The organism is Pauljensenia sp. UMB1177 (genome assembly GCF_030217965.1).
Classification (GTDB): domain Bacteria; phylum Actinomycetota; class Actinomycetes; order Actinomycetales; family Actinomycetaceae; genus Pauljensenia; species Pauljensenia turicensis_A.
The window spans coordinates 311516-334330 of the sequence record NZ_JASOOV010000002.1 but is presented as its reverse complement, the minus strand read 5'-3'; the positions used below and the strand labels follow the sequence as shown (position 1 = coordinate 334330).

The window sequence follows — 22815 nt, the reverse complement described above, 5'->3', positions numbered from 1 at the left end:
TCACTTCACCACTTCGAGGAGGTACTGGGCCAGTCGGAGGCCTGCATCACCGGAGTCAGGGATGATCGTTCCGGCGTTGTCGCGGGTGATCTCGTTGGATTCGAGGACCTCGGTAACCTGGCCACGCTGGGCGATAGCTGAGCCTGCAACGCTTTCTTCGATGTCGGCCAGTTCCCAGGTGTCCATTGGCTTCTTGCGCGCGGCCTTCATGGCCGCGAATGCCGGATAGCGGGGTTCGTTGATCTGGTCGGTGACCGAGACAACTGCCGGCATGGGTGCGGAAAGGACGTCCTCGTACCCGTCGGCGTTGCGCTTGATTTCAATGCTCGAGGCGCCGGTATCGACGGAGATTTCGTGGGCCAGACCGAGCAACGGGAAGTGTAAGCGGGTCGCAAGCGCCGCGGGAAGCATTGAGGTCATCGAGTCGAGCGATGCCATACCCGTAATAACAAGGTCAATGGGTTTTTCGTCGGCGAGCGTCTGAATGGCTCCAGCCAATGCGAGCGCGGTCAGACCGGCATCAGCTCCAGCCAGTGCCTCGTCGCTGATAAGAACACCGCGGTCGGCCCCCATCTGGAGGGCGCGCATCAGGGCGTCTTCAGCGTCCTCGGGCCCCATGGTCAGGGCGATGACTTCACCGCCGTTATCTTCGACCAGTTGAACGGCTGCTTCAATGGCGTTTTCATCCAGTTCGTTGAGGATGTCATCTTCGCCACGAACAATGCGACCATCTTCGAATCGGCGTTCCGACTGCATGTCTGGAACGTGTTTCACGCATACGACAATTCTCATAGCTTCTAGCGTGCCACAAAGGGCGAGTAAGCCCGAAGAGCAAGGGGTGTGAGATGGGTTTTCCCACACGCTTTGACTACGTTGCGTCAGAAACCTTGCCGTCTTGCAATAATAGTGCGGGTGGTAGCGCACACTTTTTGAGTATGTGCGCGATACGTTGACAAGAAGACGCAGTTCCCATCAACAGTTTCTTGAACCGTTAGCGTTCAAGCACGTTCTGGCTAGAGAGAGGACATCATGGGCCACGACCATTCGCACGATCACTCGGTGCCGCTCGTGAATGTTACTCAGCCGAACCCTGTTCCTCCTCGCTTCGGTGTCCACGTTGCAAACGGTGGTCTTGACGTTTCCGTCGTGGCGCGTCGCGCGACGCACGTTGATTTCTGTGTTCTGGACTTAGACGACTCTGAAACGCGGTATGCGCTGATTCCTAGCAACGAGGGCATTTGGCACGGTCATATCAATGGTTTGGGTGTGGGCACGCGTTATGGTTTCCGCGCTGATGGCCCGTGGGATCCCGATCGTGGCTTCTTCTATAATCCGGCGAAGTTCCTGTTGGATCCCTACGGACGAGGTCTCGAGGGAAGCGTTGACATGAGTGCCGCAGTCTACGGGCATATCGTTGACGAGAACCTATATCCGACTTCTTATCCGTTTGCGCGTTCGCCTCTTGATTCGCGTGGGCATGTCCCCTGCTCCGTTGTCGTTGATTCCCGCTTCCCCGTGGCACCAAAGCCACGCGTCCCGTGGGAAAAGACGATTGTGTACGAGGTCCATGTCAAGGGCTTTACGAAGAACATGCCGGGTATTCCTGGCGAATTACAGGGAACATACGCGGGCTTGGCACATCCTGCGTCAGTGGATTACCTGAAGAACCTGGGAATTACTTCCATTGAACTTCTCCCCGTTCACGCGAAGTGTGAGGAACCGTTCCTATCGGAACGTGGTCTGACTAATTACTGGGGTTATTCGACCCTGAACTTCTTCACTCCCGAGCCTTCTTACGCAACTCATTCAGCGCAAGACCGTGGCGCCCAAGCGGTCGTCGACGAGTTCCGCGGAATGGTGTCGATCCTGCACGAGGCAGGGATCGAAGTCATCCTTGACGTCGTCTACAACCACACGTGTGAAGGTGGCGACTCCGGCCCGTCACTCTCGTGGCGTGGACTCGATTCTGACCTGTATTACCGCCACACGAACACGGTTCCCGTCGCCTGTACTGACGACACGGGCACCGGAAATACCATGAACGTCGACAATCCCAAGACAATGTCGATGATCCTCGATTCCCTGCGCTACTGGGCAGACACAATGGGCGTCGACGGTTTCCGCTTCGACTTGGCCGCAACCCTTGGACGCTTCGCCACGGGATTCGACCCGAAGCACCCGTTGCTGATGGCAATGGCAACCGACCGAACACTGTCAACGGCAAAGCTCATTGCTGAACCCTGGGATATTGGCCCCGGAGGCTGGCAGACCGGCAATTTCCCACTCCCCTTCTCAGAGTGGAATGACCACTACCGCGGGGCACTGCGCGCCTTCTGGCTCTCCGACGTTCGTTCCCTAGTCGAAGGTCACGGCGCGTCTGGCCCGAATAACCTAGCGACCCGTTTGGCCGGTTCCCGCCCCGTTTTCGATCATGGCACCGGAATCGGACGCGGGCCTCGTGCTTCAATTAACTTCATCACCGCGCACGACGGCTTCACCCTCGCTGACCTAACGGCGTTCGATACCAAACATAATTGGGCGAACTTGGAAGGCAACCGCGACGGATCGAACGACAATCGTTCATGGAACCACGGAATTGAAGGCTGGGTCGCATCAATCGCGAACATGACCGACGATGAAGGTGACCCGGTTGAGGCAAAAGAAGCAATCGAAACGACCTCTCGTCGTCGCTACCAGACCCAGCGCAACATGCTGACCTCCCTGCTCATTTCTGCGGGCACCCCAATGATTCTCGGCGGCGATGAATTTAGTCGCACTCAGCAGGGCAATAACAATGCGTACTGTCAGGATTCCCCGATCTCGTGGTTCGACTGGAATCTGACACCCGCGCAACTGGTACACAAGGACTTCGTTCGTTGGTTGATCGGCCTGCGTCAAGCTCACCCCGTATTGCGCCCCGATATCTACGAATCAGGTGCACCCGTACCCGGCGATTCAATCCCGGATGTGGCGTGGCTGGATAAGACCGGTGCTCCCATGCCGACAGAAGGCTGGGCTCTTTCCGACAATCGCGTGTTCCAAATGTTGCGTTCGGGCGTACGTTGGAACGACCGCGACGCTCTGGTCATTGTGAACGGCACTTTGGACGAGCAGGATGTGAGCCTTCCGACCGGCCACGGCGTCGATTGGCTCGTATGTGTGAATACGGCGTGGATTCGCCTTGACGAGGGTGTTCAACCGGGGACCGATCCTCTCGCATTGAGCCTGAGCCTGGGACAGGTCGCCAATGAATCCATCGTGACTCTTCGACCGAACTCGATGCAGGTCTTGCTTTCCGATATTGCGGTACCGCCCAAACGCTAACTGCGGGCGGACGCGAAATAGCGTTAGGCGCGTCTTTCGATAGAATCACACCCATGACTTCCAGTGAAGACGCACTTGCACACTCGACATCCGACGCATCGCTTGCTCGTTCGAAGGCTCGTTCAGCCGAAATCGACCTGGCCATCGATGAAGATCCCACTCGCTTCCGTATCCTGACCGGTGACCGACCGACCGGGCATCTGCACCTCGGTCATTACTTCGGTACGCTCCGTAACCGTGTTCTGTTGCAGAACCGTGGCGTTGAAACGTGGGTTCTGGTTGCCGACTATCAGGTGATCACGGACCGTGACGGCGTTGGCCCCATTCGTGAACGCGTCCTTGGTCTGATTGCCGACTACATTGCTGCCGGTATTGATCCGGAGCGTTCGACGATCTTCAATCATTCTGCCGTTCCGGCGCTCAACCAGCTGATGCTCCCCTTCCTGTCTCTGGTCACCGAGTCTGAGTTGCACCGAAACCCTACGGTGAAGGCAGAACTCGAAGCCACCGACGGTCGCGCTATGACTGGCCTGATGCTGACTTACCCAGTTCACCAGGCTGCTGACATTCTGTTCTGCAAGGCGAATCTTGTTCCCGTTGGTCAGGATCAGTTGCCACACTTGGAGCAGGCTCGCCTGATCGCCCAGCGTTTCGATAAGCGCTATGGTCGCGCCAATCCTGAGGTTCCCGTCTTCCGTCGTCCCGAGGCCCTTTTGTCCGAGGTCCCGCTGCTACTCGGCACCGACGGCATGAAGATGTCCAAGTCGCGTGGCAACACGATAGAACTTGGCATGACCGCTGACGAAACGGCGAAGATCCTGAAGAAGGCGAAGACTGACGCTGAGCGCACGATCACCTACGATCCCGCGAATCGTCCTGAGGTCGCGAACCTTTTGATGCTGGGCTGCCTGGCGTCCGGTCAGGCTCCCGAGGCAATTGCCGAGCAGATCGGCGATAAGGGTGCCGGCACACTCAAGATGTTCGTCACCGAGGCCCTCAATGAGATGCTTGCTCCACTGCGCGAAAAACGTAGCGAACTGATCAACAACGAGGACTACTTGCTCCAAGTGTTACAACTTGGTAACGAAAAGGCGAATGAGCAGGCGAACGAGACCCTCCACGAGGTACGTAGCGCCATGAAGATGAACTACTGAGCCACCATTTTCGCTGGTCAGACCGGCTACCTATGGGTGCCCTCAGAGCATTGAGGGCACCCACTTTTAGGTAGTACAAAGGTCCTAGAGGCGCGCTTTTCCTTGCTAGCGGAGCAGTCTTTTTCTCCCTAGCTTGAGAGAATGACAACTCTTATTCCGTTCACTTTTTCCGACTCTGTCAAGTGCTCACCCGTCGTTTCAGTTGCGCCTGTAGCCCAGAAGAAAGAGTCTCTTGCTGCTCGCCTCAACTGGTTGCGTGCAGGCGTTCTTGGCGCCAATGACGGAATCGTGTCGATTTCGGGTCTTCTTGTTGGCGTCGCAGCTGTGAACCCGGCAAACACGAAGGCCATCGCTATTGCGGGTGTAGCCGGGATCGTTTCTGCAGCCCTATCAATGTCCGTCGGCGAATACGTCTCCGTTTCCACCCAACGTGACACGGAACGAAAGATTGTCGCCGACCAGAAGGCTGCCCTGGTGGCTGATCCAGCTGGTCAAGAAAAGCGCCTTGCGTCCTTGTGGGAAGAACGAGGCCTGCCGAAAGACACCGCGACGTTGGTAGCACGGACGTTAAGCGAAAGTGACGCACTGGATGCTCACCTGTCGCTTGAGCACAACATTGACCATGACGATCTGACGAACCCGTGGGTGGCAGCGGGATCTTCCTTCCTTGCCTTCCTCTTTGGATCGCTCCTCCCTCTGCTCACGATGCTGTTGTTCCCACCCAGCATGCGTATCCCCGCAACATTCGTCGCCGTCCTTGTTGCGCTCGGTTTGACTGGGTGGATCTCAGCGATTCTTGGTCGTGCACCTCGCCTTCCCGCAATTGCACGTCTGCTCGTTGGCGGCAGCGTCGCAATGACACTGACCTTCGCCGTCGGCCACATATTCGGCGTCGCAGTCTGAAAAACGCGGCCGGCCTCGTCAATTCGGCGACGAGGCCGGTTTGGTTTATCTGAAACTGACCGCATACGCAAACACGAACCAGCAGCCCCGCGCTGACCACGCGAGCGCCCCAACTGACGTAGGCTGGTGACGTGAGCGACATTCTTCTTCCTCGAATCCCAGTCACTGAAGTTTTCCCTGTCGTTGAAGACGGCACGTTGGCCGCAAAGGCAACAGAAAACGAGCCTCTTCCCATTCGCGCGACGGTTTTCCGTGAAGGACACGACGCATTTGCGGCCGAAGCGGTCTTGATCGACCCCGATGGTGTCGAGCACATGCGCGCTCCAATGGCGGACATCGCACCCGGCCTTGACCGATACGAAGCGTGGGTCAAACCCGATCGCCCCGGCACGTGGTCTTTCCGCGTCGATTCATGGTCGGACCCCTATGCCACATGGCGTCACGACGCAACCATCAAAGTTGACGCAGGTGTCGACGTCGAATTGATGCTGGAAGAAGGCGCACTCCTGATGGAACGCGCCATCGACGGAAAAGCCCTGAACAACCCCCTGCAACAGCCCCTCGATGCCAAGGATGCCGAGGTTCTGCGTGACGCCGCAGCCCACCTGCGCGATACGTCACGTTCGGTTCAGCAACGCCTGTCCGCGGGCGTGTCGTCACATGTGCGCGCCGTGTTCCGCGCCCACCCCGTACGTGACCTTCTTGGGTCTTCACGCGAATACCCTCTGGCCGTTGCCCGTGAGCGCGCCCTGACCGGTGCTTGGTATGAGATCTTCCCGCGTTCAGCCGGCGCGTTCCAGCGTGAAGATGGATCGTGGGTGTCGGGAACTCTAAAGCAGGCTTCCTACGAGCTCGACCGCATTGCTGAAATGGGCTTCGATGTCGTCTATCTGACACCTATTCACCCGATCGGCACGACAAATCGTAAGGGTAAGAACAATACACTGGTCGCCTACGAGGGCGATCCGGGTTCCCCCTACGGCATTGGGTCTCCCGATGGTGGACACGATGCAATTCACCCCGAGCTGGGCGATTTCAATGATTTCGACGATTTCGTTGAGCGCGCGTTAGAGCTTGGACTTGAAGTCGCCCTCGACTTCGCGTTGCAGTGCTCCCCCGATCACCCGTGGGTCACCGAACACCCCGAATGGTTCACAACCCGCGCCGACGGTTCGATTGCATTCGCGGAGAATCCGCCGAAGAAGTACCAGGACATCTATCCGCTGAACTTCGACAACGACTATGACGGCATCTACGAGGCCATTCGTGATGTCCTCGAAGTGTGGATTGAGCACGGCGTGACGATCTTCCGCGTTGATAACCCGCACACGAAGCCGGTGCGTTTCTGGCAGGAAATCATCGCTGACGTTCACGATACGCACCCGGAGATTGTTTTCCTCGCTGAGGCATTTACTCGCCCCGCGATGATGCGCACTTTGGGCGCAGTCGGATTCGATCAGTCCTACACGTACTTTGCCTGGCGTACTGAAAAGCAGGAGATCGAAGAGTATCTGACCGAGGTTTCGACGCAAACCGCTCACCTGATGCGTCCGAGCTTCTGGCCGACCACTCACGATATTTTGACCCCGCAGATGACGACGGGCGGTACCGCGATCTTTGCGATTCGTGCAATGCTCGCCGCTCTTGGCGCTCCGAACTGGGGGATTTACTCGGGCTACGAGTTCGTTGAGAATGTTCAGCGTCCCGGCTTTGAAGAGCAGAACGATAACGAGAAGTATGAGTTCCGCCCGCGTAACTGGGAAGATGCTGAGCCTCTTGGCATTACGCGCTTGTTCACCCTGTTGAATGCTGCTCGCGCGAAGCACCCTGCCCTGCGTCAGCTTCACCAGCTTCGGATTCACCCGACCTCTCACCCAGAGATCATTTGTTTCTCCAAGCAGGTTTCCGGAGTATTCACCGAGTCCGGGAACACGGACACGGTGATCTGCATCGTGTCGCTCAATCCTCATGAAGGTGTGTCAGGCACCGTGCACATTGATCTGAACGACCTGGGAATACAAACCGCCGGTGGTCATTTCCGCGTTGTCGACGAGCTTGATGGCACCACCTACACCTGGGGATCCGAAGGCTGGGTTGATCTTTCCCCCGTTACTCGTCTTGGTCATGTGTTCTCTGTTGAGCCCACAACTGACCTCGAACCTTGGACCAACCGACACTGACATCGAGAAAGGACGGCTCTCACGGTGTCTTATGGCGAATTTTAGTGTCGCCCATCTCACAAAGATGCCGATGACGTGCGAGAATGTGGACATGACTAATGACTTGACCCCCATCCCCGTGGATCTAGCGACGCTCGATGCCGTTGGCAACGGCGCTCACTACAATCCTCACTCTGTCCTCGGCGCACATATTGGTGATTCATCAGTCACCATCCGCTCCGTTCATCACCTTGCTGATGCAGTCGACATTGTCACCGCAACCGCAGCGTACCCCGCGACCCATGAACACGCCGGCGTGTGGGTTGGCGTCCTTCCCGGTGAAGAAGTCCCCGACTATCGCGTTCGCGTCACCTACGGTGATCAGATCACGACTCTCGACGACCCCTACCACTACCTGCCAACGCTCGGCGAGATGGACACCTACCTCATCTCCGAAGGCCGTCATGAGCAGCTCTGGAAGGTTCTTGGCGCGCACGTTAAGCACTACAGCGGCGACATGGGCGACGTCGACGGTGTTGCCTTCGCCGTGTGGGCACCGAACGCACGCGCTGTCCGCGTTGTCGGCGACTTCAACTTCTGGGACGGCACCGCAACCGCGATGCGTTCCCTTGGCTCGTCCGGCGTCTGGGAAATCTTCGTCCCCGGCGTCAAGGTAGGCGCACGCTACAAGTTCGAAATCCAAGGTCCCGGTGGCAACTGGTTCCAGAAGGCTGACCCCCTGGCACGCGCCACCGAAATACCGCCGGCAACCGCCTCCGTCGTCACCGACTACTACCACGAGTGGACCGACGAAAAGTGGATGACTGACCGCGCCGAGCGCAACGTCCATGAAGGCCCGATGTCGATTTACGAGGTCCATGCTGGATCGTGGAAGCAGGGTCTGGGCTACCGCGGACTGGCTGACGAGCTTGTCCCCTACGTCAAGGAAATGGGCTTCACGCACGTTGAGTTCATGCCTCTGGCGGAGCACCCCTTCGGCGGGTCGTGGGGCTACCAGGTGACCTCGTACTACGCACCCACCTCGCGTTTCGGCACACCCGACGATTTCCGCTACCTTGTCGACGAATTCCACAAGGCCGGAATTGGCGTCATTCTCGACTGGGTTCCCGCCCACTTCCCAAAGGACGACTGGGCGCTTGCTCGTTTCGACGGCACTCCCCTGTATGAGGATCCGGATCCGTTGCGTGGCGAGCATCCTGACTGGGGAACCTACGTCTTCAACTTCGGTCGTCGCGAGGTCCGCAACTTCCTGGTTGCGAACGCCCTATACTGGCTCGAAGACTTCCACATTGACGGTCTGCGCGTCGACGCTGTCGCCTCGATGCTCTACCTCGACTACTCGCGTAAGGACGGCCAGTGGCGTCCAAACCAGTACGGTGGCCGCGAGAACCTTGAAGCGATTGAATTCCTGCAGGAAGCCAACGCGACTGCCTACCGCACACATCCCGGCATTGTCATGGTCGCAGAAGAATCAACCGCATGGCCGGGCGTGACCGCACCGACCAGTGGTGGTGGCCTGGGCTTTGGCATGAAGTGGAACATGGGCTGGATGAACGACACCCTCCACTACATGGCAGAAGACCCGGTGAACAGGCGCTGGCACCACGGCGAACTCACATTCTCGCTGGTCTACGCATTCTCTGAGAACTACGTGCTACCGATCTCCCACGATGAAGTTGTTCACGGCAAGGGCACCGTCGTCGAGAAGATGCCCGGTGACGACTGGCAGCGTTTCGCTGGCACCAAGGCACTATACGCCTACCAGTGGTCGCACCCCGGCAAGCAACTCCTGTTCATGGGTCAAGAGATCGCCCAGCGCCAGGAATGGAACGAGTCCTACTCGCTCGACTGGTGGATCACCGACTTCGAAGGCCACGCTGGCGTTCAAGCGCTGGTCTCCCGACTCAACCACCTGTACGCCCACAATCCTGCTTTCTGGGATGACGACTACACGGGCTTCGAGTGGATCGATGCGTCCGACGGGGATCACAACCTCATCACCTACCTGCGTAAGGGCAAGCGCGAAGGCACCGAACAGCCGGTCGTCGTCTGCGCAGCAAACTTCGCTGGTAACCCGCATGAGGGCTACCGAGTGGGACTGCCCTTCGGCGGTGAATGGACTGAAATCCTCAACACCGACTCCGAAGAATTCGCAGGCTCCGGCGTGACCAACCCAGGTGTGATCATCGCAGAACCGATCCCGTGGAACGGCCGCCCGTTCTCAGTCGAGCTGCGTATTCCGCCGCTCGGTGGACTCTGGCTGGCACCCGTCAAGCCTGACACAAAGCACTGACACCTTCAGGGCGGACTCATTCATCGAACGAATGTCGATAGAATGAGTCCGCGTTTTGTGTTGCCCCCGCAAGGGCAGACACACATGCACCGCGCGCCATCAACCGATGCTCCCCATCCGTCAAAGGAGACTACACAGTGAACACCTCGACCTCGCACCTGTCGTGGCCCGCAGATGAGGACCTCCTTGCCGGGCTCCACGCATGGATGCAGGACCGCCGTTGGTTTCCACTGAAAGGTGACGCAGCACCGACACTTGATGAACTCAGCATCCACGCCGATGTTGCATTGGGCGACACGATTCGTGATCTGTTGATCAGCGCGAAACGCCCCGACGCTCTCGACGAGGCCCCCGTTCTGATCCACGTCCCCTTGGCCCTAGCACCCGCTTCAGACCTTGATTCCTTTGCTGTCGCCGGCGAAATCCCCGGATCGCATGGTTTCGTCATGGAAAGTACCCCCGAGGTCGCATTCATTGACGGTCCGCACCATCCAGATTTCTGGCGGGCGTGGGCGAGGCTTGCCCACACCCAGGGATCGTTCCTTGACGATGAGGGCATCGCTGCGATCGAAAGACGCGCCAATAGCGGACGAGTCATGACCGGTGAGCAGTCGAATACGAACGTCGTCATGCGTAGCGGTGAAGGTGATCCTTATGCTGATGACATCGTCATCAAGCTTTTCCGCGTCCTCGCCGCAGGTCGCAACCCCGATGTCGAGGTGTCTGTTGCATTGGCAAAGGACGGGTGGGATCGCGTCCGCACACCCGTCGCATGGTCCACACTCACTTGGAACGACGCTCTAACGGGCGAAACCATCCTGACCGACTCCGCGGTAGCCTGCACCTTCATTCCAGCCGCTGACGACGGTTTTGAACTCTTCTGCGACTATGCCACCCGTGACAACCCAGCGAATGGAACAGTTCGTAGCTCCGCAAGAGCACTAGCATTCACTCTCGGTCAAACGACCGCCCAGATGCACTCCCATATGGCCGCCTCCCTGGGTACATCCGCCCCTGTTCCCCCATCAGAGCTTGCCCACTCCCTGCGATCGCGCGCCTCGTGGGCGCTGGCAGAAGTCGCCTTCCTTGCAGAACGCATCCAGAATTTCGAAGAGAAAGTCGACCGCGTCTACGCGCGCCTCGAGGCTCTCGATCGCCTCGATGAAGCAACACGCATCCACGGCGACTACCACCTGGGGCAGGTCCTCCACGAAAAGGATCTTCCCACAGGCGTAGAACCACGCTGGTTTGTTCTCGACTTCGAAGGCGAGCCCCTGCGTCCGCTTGCCGAACGCTCAATGCCTGACCAACCCATGCGCGATGTTGCCGGCATGCTCCGTTCCTTCGACTACGCGGCAGCCGTCGGAAAAGCCACCGACGAAACATGGCGAACCGACATGCGCACCGCTTTCATCGATGGATACCGCGATTCATTCGGTGACATGAACGAGGCAGACAAAGAACGTAAGCGTGCACTGATCGTGGCCCTCGAACTCGACAAGGCTCTCTACGAAGCCGTGTACGAAGCACGAAACCGCCCCGACTGGATTGACATTCCAGTACGAGCCATCGAAGCTCTCATCACTGAAGACTAAAAGCGCCATCCCTGCGTCAACCTCTGCGGGGCGGGCATCACCACGATGCCCGCCCCGCAGAGTCTAAGAAAATCTTACTTTCTACGTCGCTCACACAAGCACGAGCGTCGACAAAATCATGCGCGCTTTCATGACATCGGGAGAGTTACCGGCGACGCGGAACAGATCCAGCAAGCGCAACCGCGCTGCATCCTTTGCTTCCGTGTCATCGGCCGTCGCAATGATCTTCAGCAACAGGTCAAACGCACCTTCGTGATCACCGGACGCAAAGAGAGCATCAGCATGGGCCGCCGGATCAGACGCATCAGCTGACGCACTCCGCGCAGCAACACGCACACGCGCCAAGTGAGCCTTCGCGGCCTCGTCCTTCGGATTCAGATCCAGGACCTTCTCCCACAAAGCGATCGCTTCATCCAGCTGTCCTGCTTCTTCGGCGCTAAGAGGAGCCTCGTGTGCAGGCGGAATCGGAGCAGCCGTATCCTCTTCGGACACCGCAATACGACCGTTAATCCCCATCTGAGCGCCAGCATCCAACACCTGATCAATGATCGGGCGCACCTGATCCTTCGGCGCAATTCCCTGGAACAACGGAAGCGGACGCTGATTCATCAACGCCACAACGGCGGGTACACCCTGAATCTGGAACGCCTGCGCAATGTGAGGCGACGCATCAACATCGCCAGTCGCCAACTGGAAACGACCCGCATAGTCGCGAGCAAGATCCTCCATCGAAGCAACAAACGGCTTCGACTCCAATTGTGACGACGAATACATGACAATGATCACCGGAACGGTCGCTGAATTCGCCATCAGATCTTGGAAGTTCTCTTCACTGACCTGCACAACCAGTGGCACATTCAACCCCACCTGAGCCTCAGGTGAGCCCGTTTCCTGGCCAGAAACCTGAGCGGAAGCTAAAGCCCCCAGCTCCACTGCCCCATGGGAGTCAGCAGGCATCATGCTCGATTCATTCGGCATTGTTCCTCCAATGCATTTCAGACATACGTCGGCGGTAGTACCAATCAAGCGCCCCTCGAAGCGTGAGAACTCTAGTTACCGGGGTTCGTTGATTCGTCCATCGTCACGGATTCAAGAACACGTTCAGCGCCGATAATACGCGCGACACCGCCTTGTTCGCTCGACGGAATGTTCATCATCACGGTCGCCACGTAGGTTGCAACCGCAGTGCCCTTGACCGAATCATCATCTCCTGCGTTCATGGTTGCCGTCTGGCCCCCCAGTCGCATCGTCGAGCCAGCAACCGTACGAGAGTACGTCAACGTGTACGAGAATGTCGTAGCGACAAGAGCCGAACCATCTTCCAGTACAACGCCCGTCACCGGGTTCTCCGTCAGTCTTGCCGACGCAGTCACATTACCGGCAGCTGCCAGCGAGGAATTCAACGACGATGCCGCATCAAGGTACTTGGACGTGAACTCGTCCGAAGCGAAGTTTGCATTCGAAGACAAAGATGCGTTCAGCATGTCCACATACGCTTGCGCAGCGTCACCGGGTGTCATGACAAACCCCTCGGTGTCATTCGTTACGTATGCCGACCCCTTCGTCACCGCAGGGGTGGTCAGCGAAGTTCCCCCGAGCATACGCGCCCACGCAACCAGCGAGTATTTGCTACGAGCATCGTTCTGCACGAGCATCTCGATGACGGGCAACTGCGACGTGTCGGCTTGGCGGATATTCACGATGGCACGAGGCCACTGCAACGAGTTTGTCACTGCTGTCGTCTGAGGAGTCAGGTCAAGCTGGGTAACAGGCTCACCGGACGCAACAGAGTAAGCGTATTGGGCTTTACGCATACGAGCTGCGCCACCGGAAATACGGCCGTCAAAGACGTCACCATTGAGCGCTTCATCAGCACTGTTCAACGTTTCTTGAACCTCTGCCAGCGCTGATGAAATCCGCTCTTGATCAAGGTTCGGCGAAACGGAGGCCGACTGGTTGGTGTCAGAAACAGTCAGTTCTCCCCCGCCACATCCAGCCAGGCCAAGCGTCGCTACAAGAGCAGTCGAAAAGACGAGAGTGCGTCGTTTCATTGCAATCTCCTTCGTCAATTCTTCTTCAACCAGCGAGACATGAGTTTCGTCCACGAGTCACTTCCGCTACGGGAAGCAGACGAGGATTCTTCAGACTCTGATCCCGCAGACTCATCAGAATCCGTCTGGTGCACAATCGGAATCAGGCCGGTGTTGAACTCGCGTCCATCAATCACGATCTTCTCTTCGCCCTTCTCACGGGCTTCGCGCAGTGCGCGACGGCTTGGAAGTGTGACGCCGGGGCGGATGCTCGACAGATCGATGATGCCGGTATCGGTTGAGACCTTCTCGGGCGGATCCTGGTCTTCGGTGCCCGCCCATTCACCGTGGCGACCAGCCACCGGCTTCACAGTCTCTTCTGCTTCGGGGACTTCTTCTGAGGTGTTGTCTTCGCCCCCAGCTGAATCTTCAGATTCAGCTTGAGCAACCTGCTCACTGTCGCCGGAAACAGGGTCACCATCGATGGTCACATCATCGAAAGTGGTTGCGTCACTGGTTTCTTCAGTGGTTTCGCCGCCGTTTAGTCGGTCATCCGTCGCCCATTCGTCGATTGCCTGAGCTACTGCCTCTTCAGAATCGCTGACCTTGTCTGTAGCTTCAGTATCTGCGACTTGGAGGGCGTCATCAGAAGTGTCCTGTTGCGCAGACTCTTCGTTTTCCTCGGTGGAAGCGTCCTGAATAGAAGCTTCTTCGGCCTTCTTTGCATCGGCTAGGGCGCTCACCGCATTAACGTCAATTGCTTGAGTCTCGGTCGAGTCAGCGCTACGACGCTCTTCCAGCGCCTTCGCGCGCTCAGCACGATGACGAAGAAGCTGGTAACGGCTCAGGAATGCCACACCTGCGATCAACGCAAACAAGATCGCAAGAATAAAGGAAACAATCGCAAGAGTATTCACACTACGGGTTGCCCACGTCAGTGTCAGGGTCGTATCAGAAGCACCCGACGTAGAGACTGCCAGCACCGAAAGACCAGCGGAAACATCATCTAAAGACACGGATACCGTGCCCTCACCCGTCACGGAGTGCAACCACATATCAGACTTGGATGCGTCGGCAACCAACTGAGCAGGCTCAGTCCCCACCTGAGATTGAGTAGCACCAGACTGTGCACCAGACTGTGCACCTGACTGAGCACCGGAGTGCGCCGTATCCGAGCCAGACTGAGCACCAGACTGTGCACTCGACTGACCGGTATCACCAGCAACGCCTTCGTGCTGATTCACCTTCAGGACACTACGATCCGAGGTCAGACCAACAACTTCGGTGTAGGGATCGTTCCCGATCCAACCGAGGACGTCACCGGGAGTGCCGACACCCAGTGTCAGCTCAGCGCCCGATTTTGACGTCGCCGTCACGACAACGTTCTTGTCAAGCAACGGCAGAACGCGGTCACGCGTCATGATGATCGCCGTTGGCGACTCAATAGACGACGACAGTTCCTTTGGTGGCTGAAAAATGGTCAGAGCAAGGACACCAATGATCACAAAAACCAGTGCGATCGCGCCAGCGGTGGTAGCAGCGGCGTACGCCTTGATTCGGTTCACGCGTTGCCTCCTCGGTTATGAAGTAAAGACTCTAACCGTTCAACGATACGAGGAAACGCACGAACAGGCACATGAAATTCACTATCTCGTGACAAATAACATGAGATTAAAGGGCACTTCCCTACTCCTATGCCACTTCCTAGTTCGGACGCAGTCCCCTGTTCCAACAATCCGTGTGCCAATGACGCCTAGCATCGAGTCCCTGTGGCAGACCATAGGGAGCTTCTTCTGGCCATGCAACAACGTGTGCTGCCCCAACACGCACCGGGCGCAAACACCCCGGGCATGTATATTCCTTCGAAGATGACGAGACGCGACGAACCTGATAATCACTACCATCAGGCCCAGTTTCCGTATGAGGCATCGACGAAAGCCGTGTCATATCAAGCTCACGGTGAGGCTCACTCCATCGCCGTTTCATTGAACGCCGTGCCATGGCCCTACTTCTCCATTCGCTTCGTCATCATGGCGATAGATGTCAGCGCGCGTTCGACGACATCAGAACAGACGTGACTCAGGATCATCGAAGCCACGCATAGCGTCATAATCGAGCACAACACAGCGGATGCCACGATCCTCGGCCAGAGTACGAGCCTGCTTCGAAATCTCCTGGGCGGCAAAAATGCCCGACACATTCTTCAGCAACGGATCGCGCGACAAAAGCGAAAGGTAGCGAGTCAACTGCTCAACACCATCGATACCGCCACGACGTTTCACTTCAATAGCAACGTGCTCACCCTGCGGATTCTTCACCATCAAATCAACGGGGCCGATCGGAGTTTCAAACTCACGGCGAACGAAAGTCCAGCCTTCACCCAAGACTTCAGGAACCTGCTCTGCCAGCAACTCCTGAAGATGTGTCTCAACACCGTCCTTCACAAGACCGGGGTCTTCGCCCAAATCAACATTCACATCCGAGACGATGTCGTGAATCGAGATGACAAGACGGTCATCTTTCTTATCTGCTTGGACAGTCCACACTTCAGTAACGCCGTCGACTTCCTCATCACTTTCAGGCACTTCCACAGTGACCGTGCACGGGGCATTCATCCAATTCAGAGGCTTATATGATCCACCATCCGAGTGGATCAAAATTGAACCATCCGCCTTGAGCATGATGACGCGCGTGGCGGGGTCAAGGTGGGCTGACAGACGACCGGAATAATCAACGGTGCACGTTGCAATGAGGACTCGCACGCCCCAGAGCCTAACAGGTGAAGGCACTCGATCTTTACTATCAACGCCTCAGACGTGGCAAGATGCTCAAATTTCAAAGCTGAGAAGCAGGAAGCAGACAACCGAGTAGCAGTGTATGAAAGGAACTCAGACCTGAGGCGGACCGGATTCAACCCACGAGACAAGCGCATTGTATGTTTCCTTTGACAATGCGATCTCATAGCGCTTCTCGTTGGAGAGCAGGCGAATCTCAACAAGTTCGCCATCTTTAGAATGCGGGTTCGCCGCAGAGATCTGAAGTCCTCGACGCTTCACGGAATACACGGGCTTATTCGTCAAGCCAACCAAGCGGTACCACGACAGCGATTCAACGTCGTAGAGTCCCAGTCCCGCGGTCCATCCCGAGTGCTGATCGGGACGTGAGAATGACCGGAATGCGCCAAGCTTGTTTTCCAAGTGACGCGCACGCACGTTAATGATCAGCAAGACAGGCAGACCAATAACCACAACACATACCACGAGCCACAGCACAATGGCGAAAAGCGAAGTCATAAAGCACCTCCGATCAAAAGTATGAAAGTGCCCCCGCTCGGATTCGCCCGAACGGGGGCTCCTTATCAGGAAATCGTACCGTGATCAGCGACCACGGTCACAAAATCAGAGTCAATGGACGCAAATCCGCTGTCAACGGTGAACGTCTGGACACCTTCCTTGGTCGTCACCAGCACAGTGCCTGCATTCAGCATGGCAAGCATGGGCTGACGACCCGGAAGAATACCCAGCTGTCCATCAACCACGGGGATCTGGACGGACGTACCAACGCCGTGCCAGAGACGTCCCTCGTGGGAGACAATTTCGACTTGGAGTACCTTGTCGGCCATCAGGCGTCCTCGCCGAGCTCGCGCCAGCGGCGCTCGAGGTCCTCGATGCCGCCGATGTTGAAGAACGCCTGCTCCGGAACCTTGTCGTAGTAGCCCTCGGCGATGCGCTTGAAGGCCTCGATGGTCTCCGACAGCGGGACCGTCGAACCGGGGACGCCCGTGAACTTCTCCGCCATATAGGTGTTCTGGGAGAGGAACTGCTCGATGCGCCGGGCGCGCGAGACCGTGACCTTATCCTCCTCGGAGAGCTCGTCGACGCCGAGGATCGCGATGATGTCCTGGAGCTCCTTGTTCTTCTGGAGGATCGCCTTGACGTGCGTCGCCGTGTCGTAGTGCTCACGACCCACGAGGGCCGGATCGAGGATTCGCGAGGTCGAGGCGAGCGGATCCACGGCCGGGTAGATGCCCTTCGAGGCGATCTCTCGGGAGAGCTCCGTCGTCGCGTCGAGGTGCGCGAAGGTCGTGGCCGGGGCCGGGTCGGTGTAGTCGTCGGCAGGCACGTAAATGGCCTGCAACGACGTAATCGAGTGACCGCCCGCCGAGGTGATGCGCTCCTGCAACTGGCCCATCTCATCCGCGAGGTTCGGCTGGTAGCCGACCGCCGAGGGCATGCGCCCGAGGAGGGTGGAGACCTCGGAGCCCGCCTGGGTGAAGCGGAAGATGTTGTCGATGAACAGAAGCACGTCCTGGTGCTGCACGTCGCGGAAGTACTCAGCCATCGTCAGACCGGTGAGTGCGATACGCAGACGCGTCCCCGGCGGCTCGTCCATCTGGCCGAACACGAGGGCGGTCTTGTCGAAGACGCCGGCCTCGCCCATCTCGCGGATGAGGTCGTTGCCCTCTCGGGTGCGCTCGCCGACGCCCGCGAAGACGGACACGCCGCCGTGGTCCTGCGCGACTCGCTGGATCATCTCCTGGATGAGGACGGTCTTGCCGACGCCCGCGCCGCCGAACAGGCCGATCTTGCCACCCTGGACGTAGGGGGTCAGAAGGTCGATAACCTTGATGCCCGTTTCGAACATCTTGGTTCGGGCTTCAAGCTGATCGAATGCCGGAGGCTGGCGGTGAATTGGCCAACGCTCAGTGATTTCGAGTTGCTCGCCTTCCTTCAGATTCAGCGGTTCGCCGGTCACGTTGAACACGTGGCCCTTGGTGATATCGCCGACGGGAACCGAGATCGGTGCACCCGTGTCAGTGACAACAGCACCACGAACTAGGCCATCGGTCGGCTTCAGCGCGATGGTACGAACAAGGTTGTCACCGAGGTGCTGCGCGACCTCGAGGGTCATGGTGAAGGATCCTTCACCCTCGCCCTGTCCGGCAAGGTCAACATCAACCTTCAGTGCGTTGTACAGCGGAGGAATGCTGTCTGGCGGGAACTCGACGTCAACGACGGGGCCGACGACGCGAGCGACGCGACCTTCCGCTTTGTGTTCTTCCTGGCTCATAGTTCTTCTCCGTGTTCTGGGGCTCAGCCCGCGACCAATGCGTCGGCCCCGCCCACGATCTCACTGATCTCCTGGGTGATGTCCGCCTGACGGGCCGAGTTGGCCAGGCGCGTGTACTTGGTGATGAGCTCTTCAGCGTTATCGGTTGCGGTGTGCATTGCGCGCTGACGCGACGCAAGCTCAGAGGCAGCCGACTGCAGGAGCACATTATGAATACGACCTTCCACATACAGCGGAAGGATCGCATCGAGTACGGCTTCCGGAGATGGGATAAATTCGTATTCGGGGAACGTCGATGAGGGATCGTCGTAGTAACCGCGTTCTTCCCCGCGTTCTTGGTCCGATTCGGGAGCATCAACAACAGAAAGCGGAAGCATCTGTCGGACCTCGGGAACCTGACTCATCACGGACACGAAACGCGTGTATACCAGGTGAACTTCTGAAACACCCGTCATCAGAGTACCGTCCAAGAAACGGGAGAGAAGTTCGGTTGCGATCTCACGAGTTGTTTCAAGAGTCGGCGAATCAGATTCGCCTTCCCATGAACGTTCGATGGCGACTCCACGGAATCGGAAATACGAGCGTGCACGACGACCGAAGGTATAGATGATGGGTTCTTTGCCCTCGTCCTTCAGGCGAGTAATCAGACGTTCCGATTCACGAAGAATCGTCGCCGCATAGGCACCCGCCATGCCACGGTCGGAAGCAATGACAAGAACAGCCACGCGAGGAGTATTGTGACGTTCACGCGTCAGTGCGTGATCCAAATCCGTGTGGATCGCGACTGCTGCAACTGCCTGCGTCAATGCCTTTTCGTACGGGCCAAGGCCCGAAGCCGCGCGACGCGCAGCACCAATCCTTGACGCTGCGATCATTTCCATCGCGCGGAAGACCTTCGCCAGCGTTTGCGTTGAGGCAATCCGCTGCTTGTAGATCCTCTGCTGACCACCCATGGATCAGGCCTTCTCGTTCGAGGGACGCTGACGGGTGATTTCTTCGCGAGTCTGAGCTGCTTCCACCTCGGAGTCATCCAGATTGGCAACGCCTCGACCGGCGCTGACCCACTGATCATGGAATGCCTTCACCTGGGATTCCAGTTCAGCTTCTGTTTCGCTTTCCAACAGACCGGTTGATTCGATCGTGCCCAGAACTGAAGAGTTCACGCGCAGGTGATCCAGCAGGGAGCGCTCGAAGGAAAGAACCGCGTCGACCTCAAGATCATCCAAGTAGCCATGCGTACCAGTCCAGATCGAAGCGACCTGCTCTGCAGTCGAATACGGCGATGCTTGCGGTTGCTTCAGAAGCTCCATCAGACGCTCACCGCGAGTCAGCTGCTGGCGGGTTGCCGGATCAAGGTCGGAAGCGAACATGGCGAATGCAGCCATCGAACGATACTGAGCGAGTGTCAGCTTCAGCGTGCCAGCAACCTTCTTCATTGCCTTCACCTGCGCGTCGCCACCAACTCGAGAAACCGAGATACCGACGTCAACGGCCGGGCGCTGATTCGAGTTGAACAGATCGGACTGCAGGAAGATCTGACCATCGGTAATCGAAATGACGTTGGTCGGAATGTAGGCAGACACGTCGTTTGCCTTGGTTTCAATGATCGGAAGCCCCGTCATTGAACCCGCACCGAGCTCATCGGAGAGCTTCGCACAACGTTCAAGGAGACGAGAGTGCAAGTAGAAAACGTCACCGGGGTATGCCTCACGCCCTGGCGGACGACGCAGAAGAAGGGAAACCGCTCGGTAGGCTTCAGCCTGCTTGGAGAGGTCATCGAAGATGATCAGAACGTGCTTGCCCTGATACATCCAGTGCTGGCCAAGTGCAGAACCCGTGTAGGGGGCCATGTACTTGTAGCCTGCGGGGTCGGAAGCCGGGGAGGCAACGATGGTCGTGTATTCGAGTGCACCGGCATCTTCCAGAGTTGAACGCACAGAAGCGATCGTCGAGCCCTTCTGACCGATAGCAACGTAGATGCATCGCACCTGCTTGTTCGGATCGCCGGATTTCCAGTTTTCGCGCTGGTTCAGGATCGTGTCCAGAGCAATCGCGGTCTTACCGGTCTTGCGGTCACCGATGATCAGCTGTCGCTGTCCGCGACCAATCGGGATCATTGAGTCGATTGCCTTCAGGCCGGTCTGCAACGGTTCGTGAACCGACTTACGCATCATGACACCGGGGGCCTGCAGTTCGAGTGCGCGTCGGCCATCAACATCGGTGATCTCGCCCAAGCCATCGATCGGGCGACCCAGCGGGTCAACCGTACGCCCAAGGTAGCCATCACCAACCGGGACAGAAAGAACTTCACCCGTTCGGTGAACAACTTGGCCTTCTTCGATGCCACCGAAGTCACCGAGGATAACGGCACCGATTTCGCGTTGTTCAAGGTTCATTGCCAGGCCAAGTGTGCCATCGGAGAAGCGGAGAAGCTCATTGGCCATTGTGCCCGGCAAGCCTTCGATGTGAGCGATACCGTCGGCGGTCTCGGTGACGTGGCCAACCTCTTCGGTGGCTACTTCACTGGGACGGTAGGACTGCATGAAGGAGTCCAATGCGCCACGGATCTCCTCGGGACTGATAGACAGGTCAGTCATGAGTAATTCCTTCTGTAAACGTTTCTAATCGGTAGTGGTGGCTGTTAGGAAGCCAGAGCCTGTTTCATATCTGAGATACGAGTCGAGAGGCTGGCATCGATCGATGTTGTCTGTGCACGTATTTTGAAGCCACCGACAAGACCGGGAACGACCGAGATAGCAAGCGAAATCTCTGAGTTGAAGCGCTTTTCCAAGAGCGAACGCAAGCGAGAAACCTGCTCTGGCGACATTTCGACCGCGCTTTGAACTGTGACAAGCCGCCTGTTTTGGATGACAGCTGACCATTCGGCGAAGCGCCGAAGGTTCACCAGAAGGCGCCCACGACGAGAACGACCGACGGCACGACGTAGCAAACGCATCGTCCACACTGAAAGCTTCGATTCAAAAATCGCGGTGGCTAGATCACCACGTTCATGGGATGTGCCTAGCGAAGCATCGGAAAGCTTCAAGCGGAGTTCACGGTTGCCTTCAAGGAAATGGCGTACTTCAAAGAGCTCGGATTCGACTCTATCGAGGCTCGAAGCACGATTCGCATCTGAAAGAACTGCGAGGATACCAAGGACCTCCGTGGCATCGGCAAAACTATCGAGATTCGACCAGTGTTCACGCACCATCATTTGAAGAACGCTGAGTGAAGCGTCCGTTGTAAGGTGCGAGCTCAGCAAAGTGCGAACCAGCTGGGCTTTGTCGTCACCACTACGTGATGGATCAGTGAATGCACGAATAACCCGCGGTTCTTTCTTCACGAGGTCAGTGATGGAGAAGAAGTCCTCTCCCACTGCACGCGCGTCGACACCGCTCTGGGCTAGTGCGTCTTCGAGTTGCGTTGCATATGCAACGCGAGAGAGTCGACCGAGTTCACTCATCGATTCGTACGCTCGCTTTCACGGAGAGTATCCGCCTCAAGATCGTCAAGGAAACGATCGACGACACGGCTGGTCAGTGCGGTGTCGCTCAGATGTTCACCAACGATCTTTTCTGCCAACTCGGTTGCCAGAAGACCAACGTCAGAGCGCAGGGAGATCTCAGCTGCCTGCTTTTCAGCAAGAATCTGACGTTGCGCGTTCTCGAGGATACGGGTTGCTTCGTTCTGTGCTTCCACCCGCGCGTCAGCAATGATGCCCTGTGCTTCTTGGGAAGCCTTTTCACGAATCTCGTGAGCCTCGATATTCGCCTGCTTCAGCACGTCTTCACGATCGCGTGTTACACGCGCCTGGTCTTCCTTTGCCTTTTCGGCAAAAGCAAGGCCCTCTTCGATCTTCGCTTGGCGTTCGTCCATTGCAGCGTAAAGACGCGGAAGAGCAAACTTACCAACGAGGAGGAGGACGATGAGTAGAACAAACGCCGACCAGAAGATCTCGTAGAGTGGAGGAAGAATGACGGCGAGGCCACCTACTTCCTCACTCGCGGCGATTACCTGGTGCATAGCGATGGTCACTTAACGATGAGCGGAAGAACGAAGCCGATGAGACCGAGTGCCTCGACCATGCCGGCGCCGATAATCATATTGGTGAACAGACGGCCACCAACCTCAGGCTGACGAGCGGTGGATTCCTGGGTCTTTCCGACCAGGAGACCAATGCCGATGCCAGGGCCAAGGGTTGCAAGACCGTAGCCGATGTAGGCAAATGCTGCGGTTGTCATAGTGTTCTTCCTTTTGTATTGGACG

20 protein-coding genes are annotated in these 22815 nt (G+C 57.4%); 6 read left to right on the top strand and 14 right to left on the bottom strand.

Annotated features, from left to right (window positions below):
- On the bottom strand, positions 1-792 hold the full coding sequence (locus QP442_RS04710) for an electron transfer flavoprotein subunit beta/FixA family protein (protein WP_103632058.1): 792 nt from the start codon (positions 790-792) through the stop codon (positions 1-3).
- Positions 793-1029: 237 nt separating this feature from the next.
- On the opposite strand from QP442_RS04710, the gene glgX reads away from it, so the two are divergent.
- The 6 genes from glgX (at position 1030) to QP442_RS04680 (ending at position 11449) form a co-directional block, all read left to right on the top strand.
- Positions 1030-3324, top strand: a complete 2295-nt coding sequence (glgX, locus tag QP442_RS04705) for a glycogen debranching protein GlgX (protein ID WP_103631914.1) — start codon at positions 1030-1032, stop codon at positions 3322-3324.
- Between the two features lie 53 nt (positions 3325-3377).
- Positions 3378-4478: a tryptophan--tRNA ligase gene (gene trpS / locus QP442_RS04700; protein WP_103631915.1), complete on the top strand. Its 1101-nt coding sequence runs from the start codon at positions 3378-3380 to the stop codon at positions 4476-4478.
- A gap of 141 nt (positions 4479-4619) precedes the next feature.
- On the top strand, positions 4620-5381 hold the full coding sequence (locus QP442_RS04695; RefSeq protein WP_103631916.1) for a VIT1/CCC1 transporter family protein: 762 nt from the start codon (positions 4620-4622) through the stop codon (positions 5379-5381).
- A 131-nt stretch (positions 5382-5512) separates the two neighbouring features.
- Positions 5513-7561, top strand: coding sequence for an alpha-1,4-glucan--maltose-1-phosphate maltosyltransferase (locus QP442_RS04690; RefSeq protein ID WP_103631917.1), 2049 nt, complete (start codon positions 5513-5515; stop codon positions 7559-7561).
- A 91-nt stretch (positions 7562-7652) separates the two neighbouring features.
- Positions 7653-9854, top strand: coding sequence for a 1,4-alpha-glucan branching protein GlgB (gene glgB, locus QP442_RS04685; RefSeq protein WP_103632059.1), 2202 nt, complete (start codon positions 7653-7655; stop codon positions 9852-9854).
- Positions 9855-9991: 137 nt separating this feature from the next.
- On the top strand, positions 9992-11449 hold the full coding sequence (locus tag QP442_RS04680) for a phosphotransferase (protein WP_103631918.1): 1458 nt from the start codon (positions 9992-9994) through the stop codon (positions 11447-11449).
- Between the two features lie 90 nt (positions 11450-11539).
- Here QP442_RS04680 and QP442_RS04675 read toward each other — a convergent pair whose 3' ends face one another.
- The 13 genes from QP442_RS04675 to atpE form a co-directional block, all read right to left on the bottom strand.
- On the bottom strand, positions 11540-12427 hold the full coding sequence (locus QP442_RS04675) for a tetratricopeptide repeat protein (protein ID WP_006681252.1): 888 nt from the start codon (positions 12425-12427) through the stop codon (positions 11540-11542).
- A 71-nt stretch (positions 12428-12498) separates the two neighbouring features.
- A complete protein-coding gene (locus QP442_RS04670) occupies positions 12499-13554 on the bottom strand; it encodes a hypothetical protein (RefSeq protein ID WP_285069670.1) in 1056 nt (351 codons plus the stop codon).
- Entirely contained in the window at positions 13515-15044 is a 1530-nt protein-coding gene (locus QP442_RS04665; RefSeq protein WP_285069669.1) for a hypothetical protein, read from the bottom strand. Before QP442_RS04665 ends, QP442_RS04670 begins: the two co-directional genes overlap by 40 nt.
- Before the next feature lie 139 nt (positions 15045-15183).
- Positions 15184-15426 (bottom strand): hypothetical protein, encoded by a 243-nt coding sequence (locus QP442_RS04660; RefSeq protein WP_285069679.1) that lies wholly within the window; start codon positions 15424-15426, stop codon positions 15184-15186.
- Positions 15427-15542: 116 nt separating this feature from the next.
- The gene (gene nucS / locus QP442_RS04655; protein ID WP_103631921.1) at positions 15543-16241 is read right to left on the bottom strand and encodes an endonuclease NucS; all 699 of its coding nucleotides are present in this window, start codon (positions 16239-16241) and stop codon (positions 15543-15545) included.
- A gap of 126 nt (positions 16242-16367) precedes the next feature.
- Positions 16368-16772: a DUF2550 family protein gene (locus QP442_RS04650; protein WP_103631922.1), complete on the bottom strand. Its 405-nt coding sequence runs from the start codon at positions 16770-16772 to the stop codon at positions 16368-16370.
- 65 nt (positions 16773-16837) lie between these two features.
- Positions 16838-17101 (bottom strand): F0F1 ATP synthase subunit epsilon, encoded by a 264-nt coding sequence (locus QP442_RS04645; protein WP_103631923.1) that lies wholly within the window; start codon positions 17099-17101, stop codon positions 16838-16840.
- The gene (atpD, locus tag QP442_RS04640) at positions 17101-18549 is read right to left on the bottom strand and encodes a F0F1 ATP synthase subunit beta (RefSeq protein ID WP_103631924.1); all 1449 of its coding nucleotides are present in this window, start codon (positions 18547-18549) and stop codon (positions 17101-17103) included. The genes QP442_RS04645 and atpD overlap by 1 nt, the downstream gene beginning before the upstream one ends.
- Positions 18550-18572: 23 nt before the next feature.
- The gene (locus QP442_RS04635) at positions 18573-19502 is read right to left on the bottom strand and encodes a F0F1 ATP synthase subunit gamma (RefSeq protein WP_103631925.1); all 930 of its coding nucleotides are present in this window, start codon (positions 19500-19502) and stop codon (positions 18573-18575) included.
- A gap of 3 nt (positions 19503-19505) precedes the next feature.
- A complete protein-coding gene (gene atpA / locus QP442_RS04630; RefSeq protein WP_103631926.1) occupies positions 19506-21146 on the bottom strand; it encodes a F0F1 ATP synthase subunit alpha in 1641 nt (546 codons plus the stop codon).
- A gap of 44 nt (positions 21147-21190) precedes the next feature.
- Positions 21191-22012, bottom strand: coding sequence for an ATP synthase F1 subunit delta (gene atpH / locus QP442_RS04625; RefSeq protein WP_179369756.1), 822 nt, complete (start codon positions 22010-22012; stop codon positions 21191-21193).
- Complete coding sequence (locus QP442_RS04620; RefSeq protein ID WP_103631928.1) at positions 22009-22572, bottom strand: F0F1 ATP synthase subunit B; 564 nt, start codon at positions 22570-22572, stop codon at positions 22009-22011. The genes atpH and QP442_RS04620 overlap by 4 nt, the downstream gene beginning before the upstream one ends.
- An 8-nt stretch (positions 22573-22580) precedes the next feature.
- A complete protein-coding gene (atpE, locus tag QP442_RS04615) occupies positions 22581-22790 on the bottom strand; it encodes an ATP synthase F0 subunit C (protein ID WP_006681264.1) in 210 nt (69 codons plus the stop codon).
- Between the last annotated feature and the right edge of the window lie 25 nt (positions 22791-22815).

Excerpts from the sequence above, each read along its gene's own strand:
- QP442_RS04710 (WP_103632058.1), bottom strand. The coding sequence starts at position 792 with ATGAGAATTGTCGTATGCGTGAAACACGTTCCAGACATGCAGTCGGAA.
- glgX (WP_103631914.1), top strand. The coding sequence starts at position 1,030 with ATGGGCCACGACCATTCGCACGATCACTCGGTGCCGCTCGTGAATGTT.
- trpS (WP_103631915.1), top strand. The coding sequence starts at position 3,378 with ATGACTTCCAGTGAAGACGCACTTGCACACTCGACATCCGACGCATCG.
- QP442_RS04695 (WP_103631916.1), top strand. The coding sequence starts at position 4,620 with ATGACAACTCTTATTCCGTTCACTTTTTCCGACTCTGTCAAGTGCTCA.
- glgB (WP_103632059.1), top strand. The coding sequence starts at position 7,653 with ATGACTAATGACTTGACCCCCATCCCCGTGGATCTAGCGACGCTCGAT.
- QP442_RS04675 (WP_006681252.1), bottom strand. The coding sequence starts at position 12,427 with ATGCCGAATGAATCGAGCATGATGCCTGCTGACTCCCATGGGGCAGTG.
- QP442_RS04660 (WP_285069679.1), bottom strand. The coding sequence starts at position 15,426 with ATGACACGGCTTTCGTCGATGCCTCATACGGAAACTGGGCCTGATGGT.
- QP442_RS04650 (WP_103631922.1), bottom strand. The coding sequence starts at position 16,772 with ATGACTTCGCTTTTCGCCATTGTGCTGTGGCTCGTGGTATGTGTTGTG.
- QP442_RS04645 (WP_103631923.1), bottom strand. The coding sequence starts at position 17,101 with ATGGCCGACAAGGTACTCCAAGTCGAAATTGTCTCCCACGAGGGACGT.
- atpD (WP_103631924.1), bottom strand. The coding sequence starts at position 18,549 with ATGAGCCAGGAAGAACACAAAGCGGAAGGTCGCGTCGCTCGCGTCGTC.
- QP442_RS04635 (WP_103631925.1), bottom strand. The coding sequence starts at position 19,502 with ATGGGTGGTCAGCAGAGGATCTACAAGCAGCGGATTGCCTCAACGCAA.
- atpA (WP_103631926.1), bottom strand. The coding sequence starts at position 21,146 with ATGACTGACCTGTCTATCAGTCCCGAGGAGATCCGTGGCGCATTGGAC.
- atpH (WP_179369756.1), bottom strand. The coding sequence starts at position 22,012 with ATGAGTGAACTCGGTCGACTCTCTCGCGTTGCATATGCAACGCAACTC.
- QP442_RS04620 (WP_103631928.1), bottom strand. The coding sequence starts at position 22,572 with ATGCACCAGGTAATCGCCGCGAGTGAGGAAGTAGGTGGCCTCGCCGTC.
- atpE (WP_006681264.1), bottom strand. The coding sequence starts at position 22,790 with ATGACAACCGCAGCATTTGCCTACATCGGCTACGGTCTTGCAACCCTT.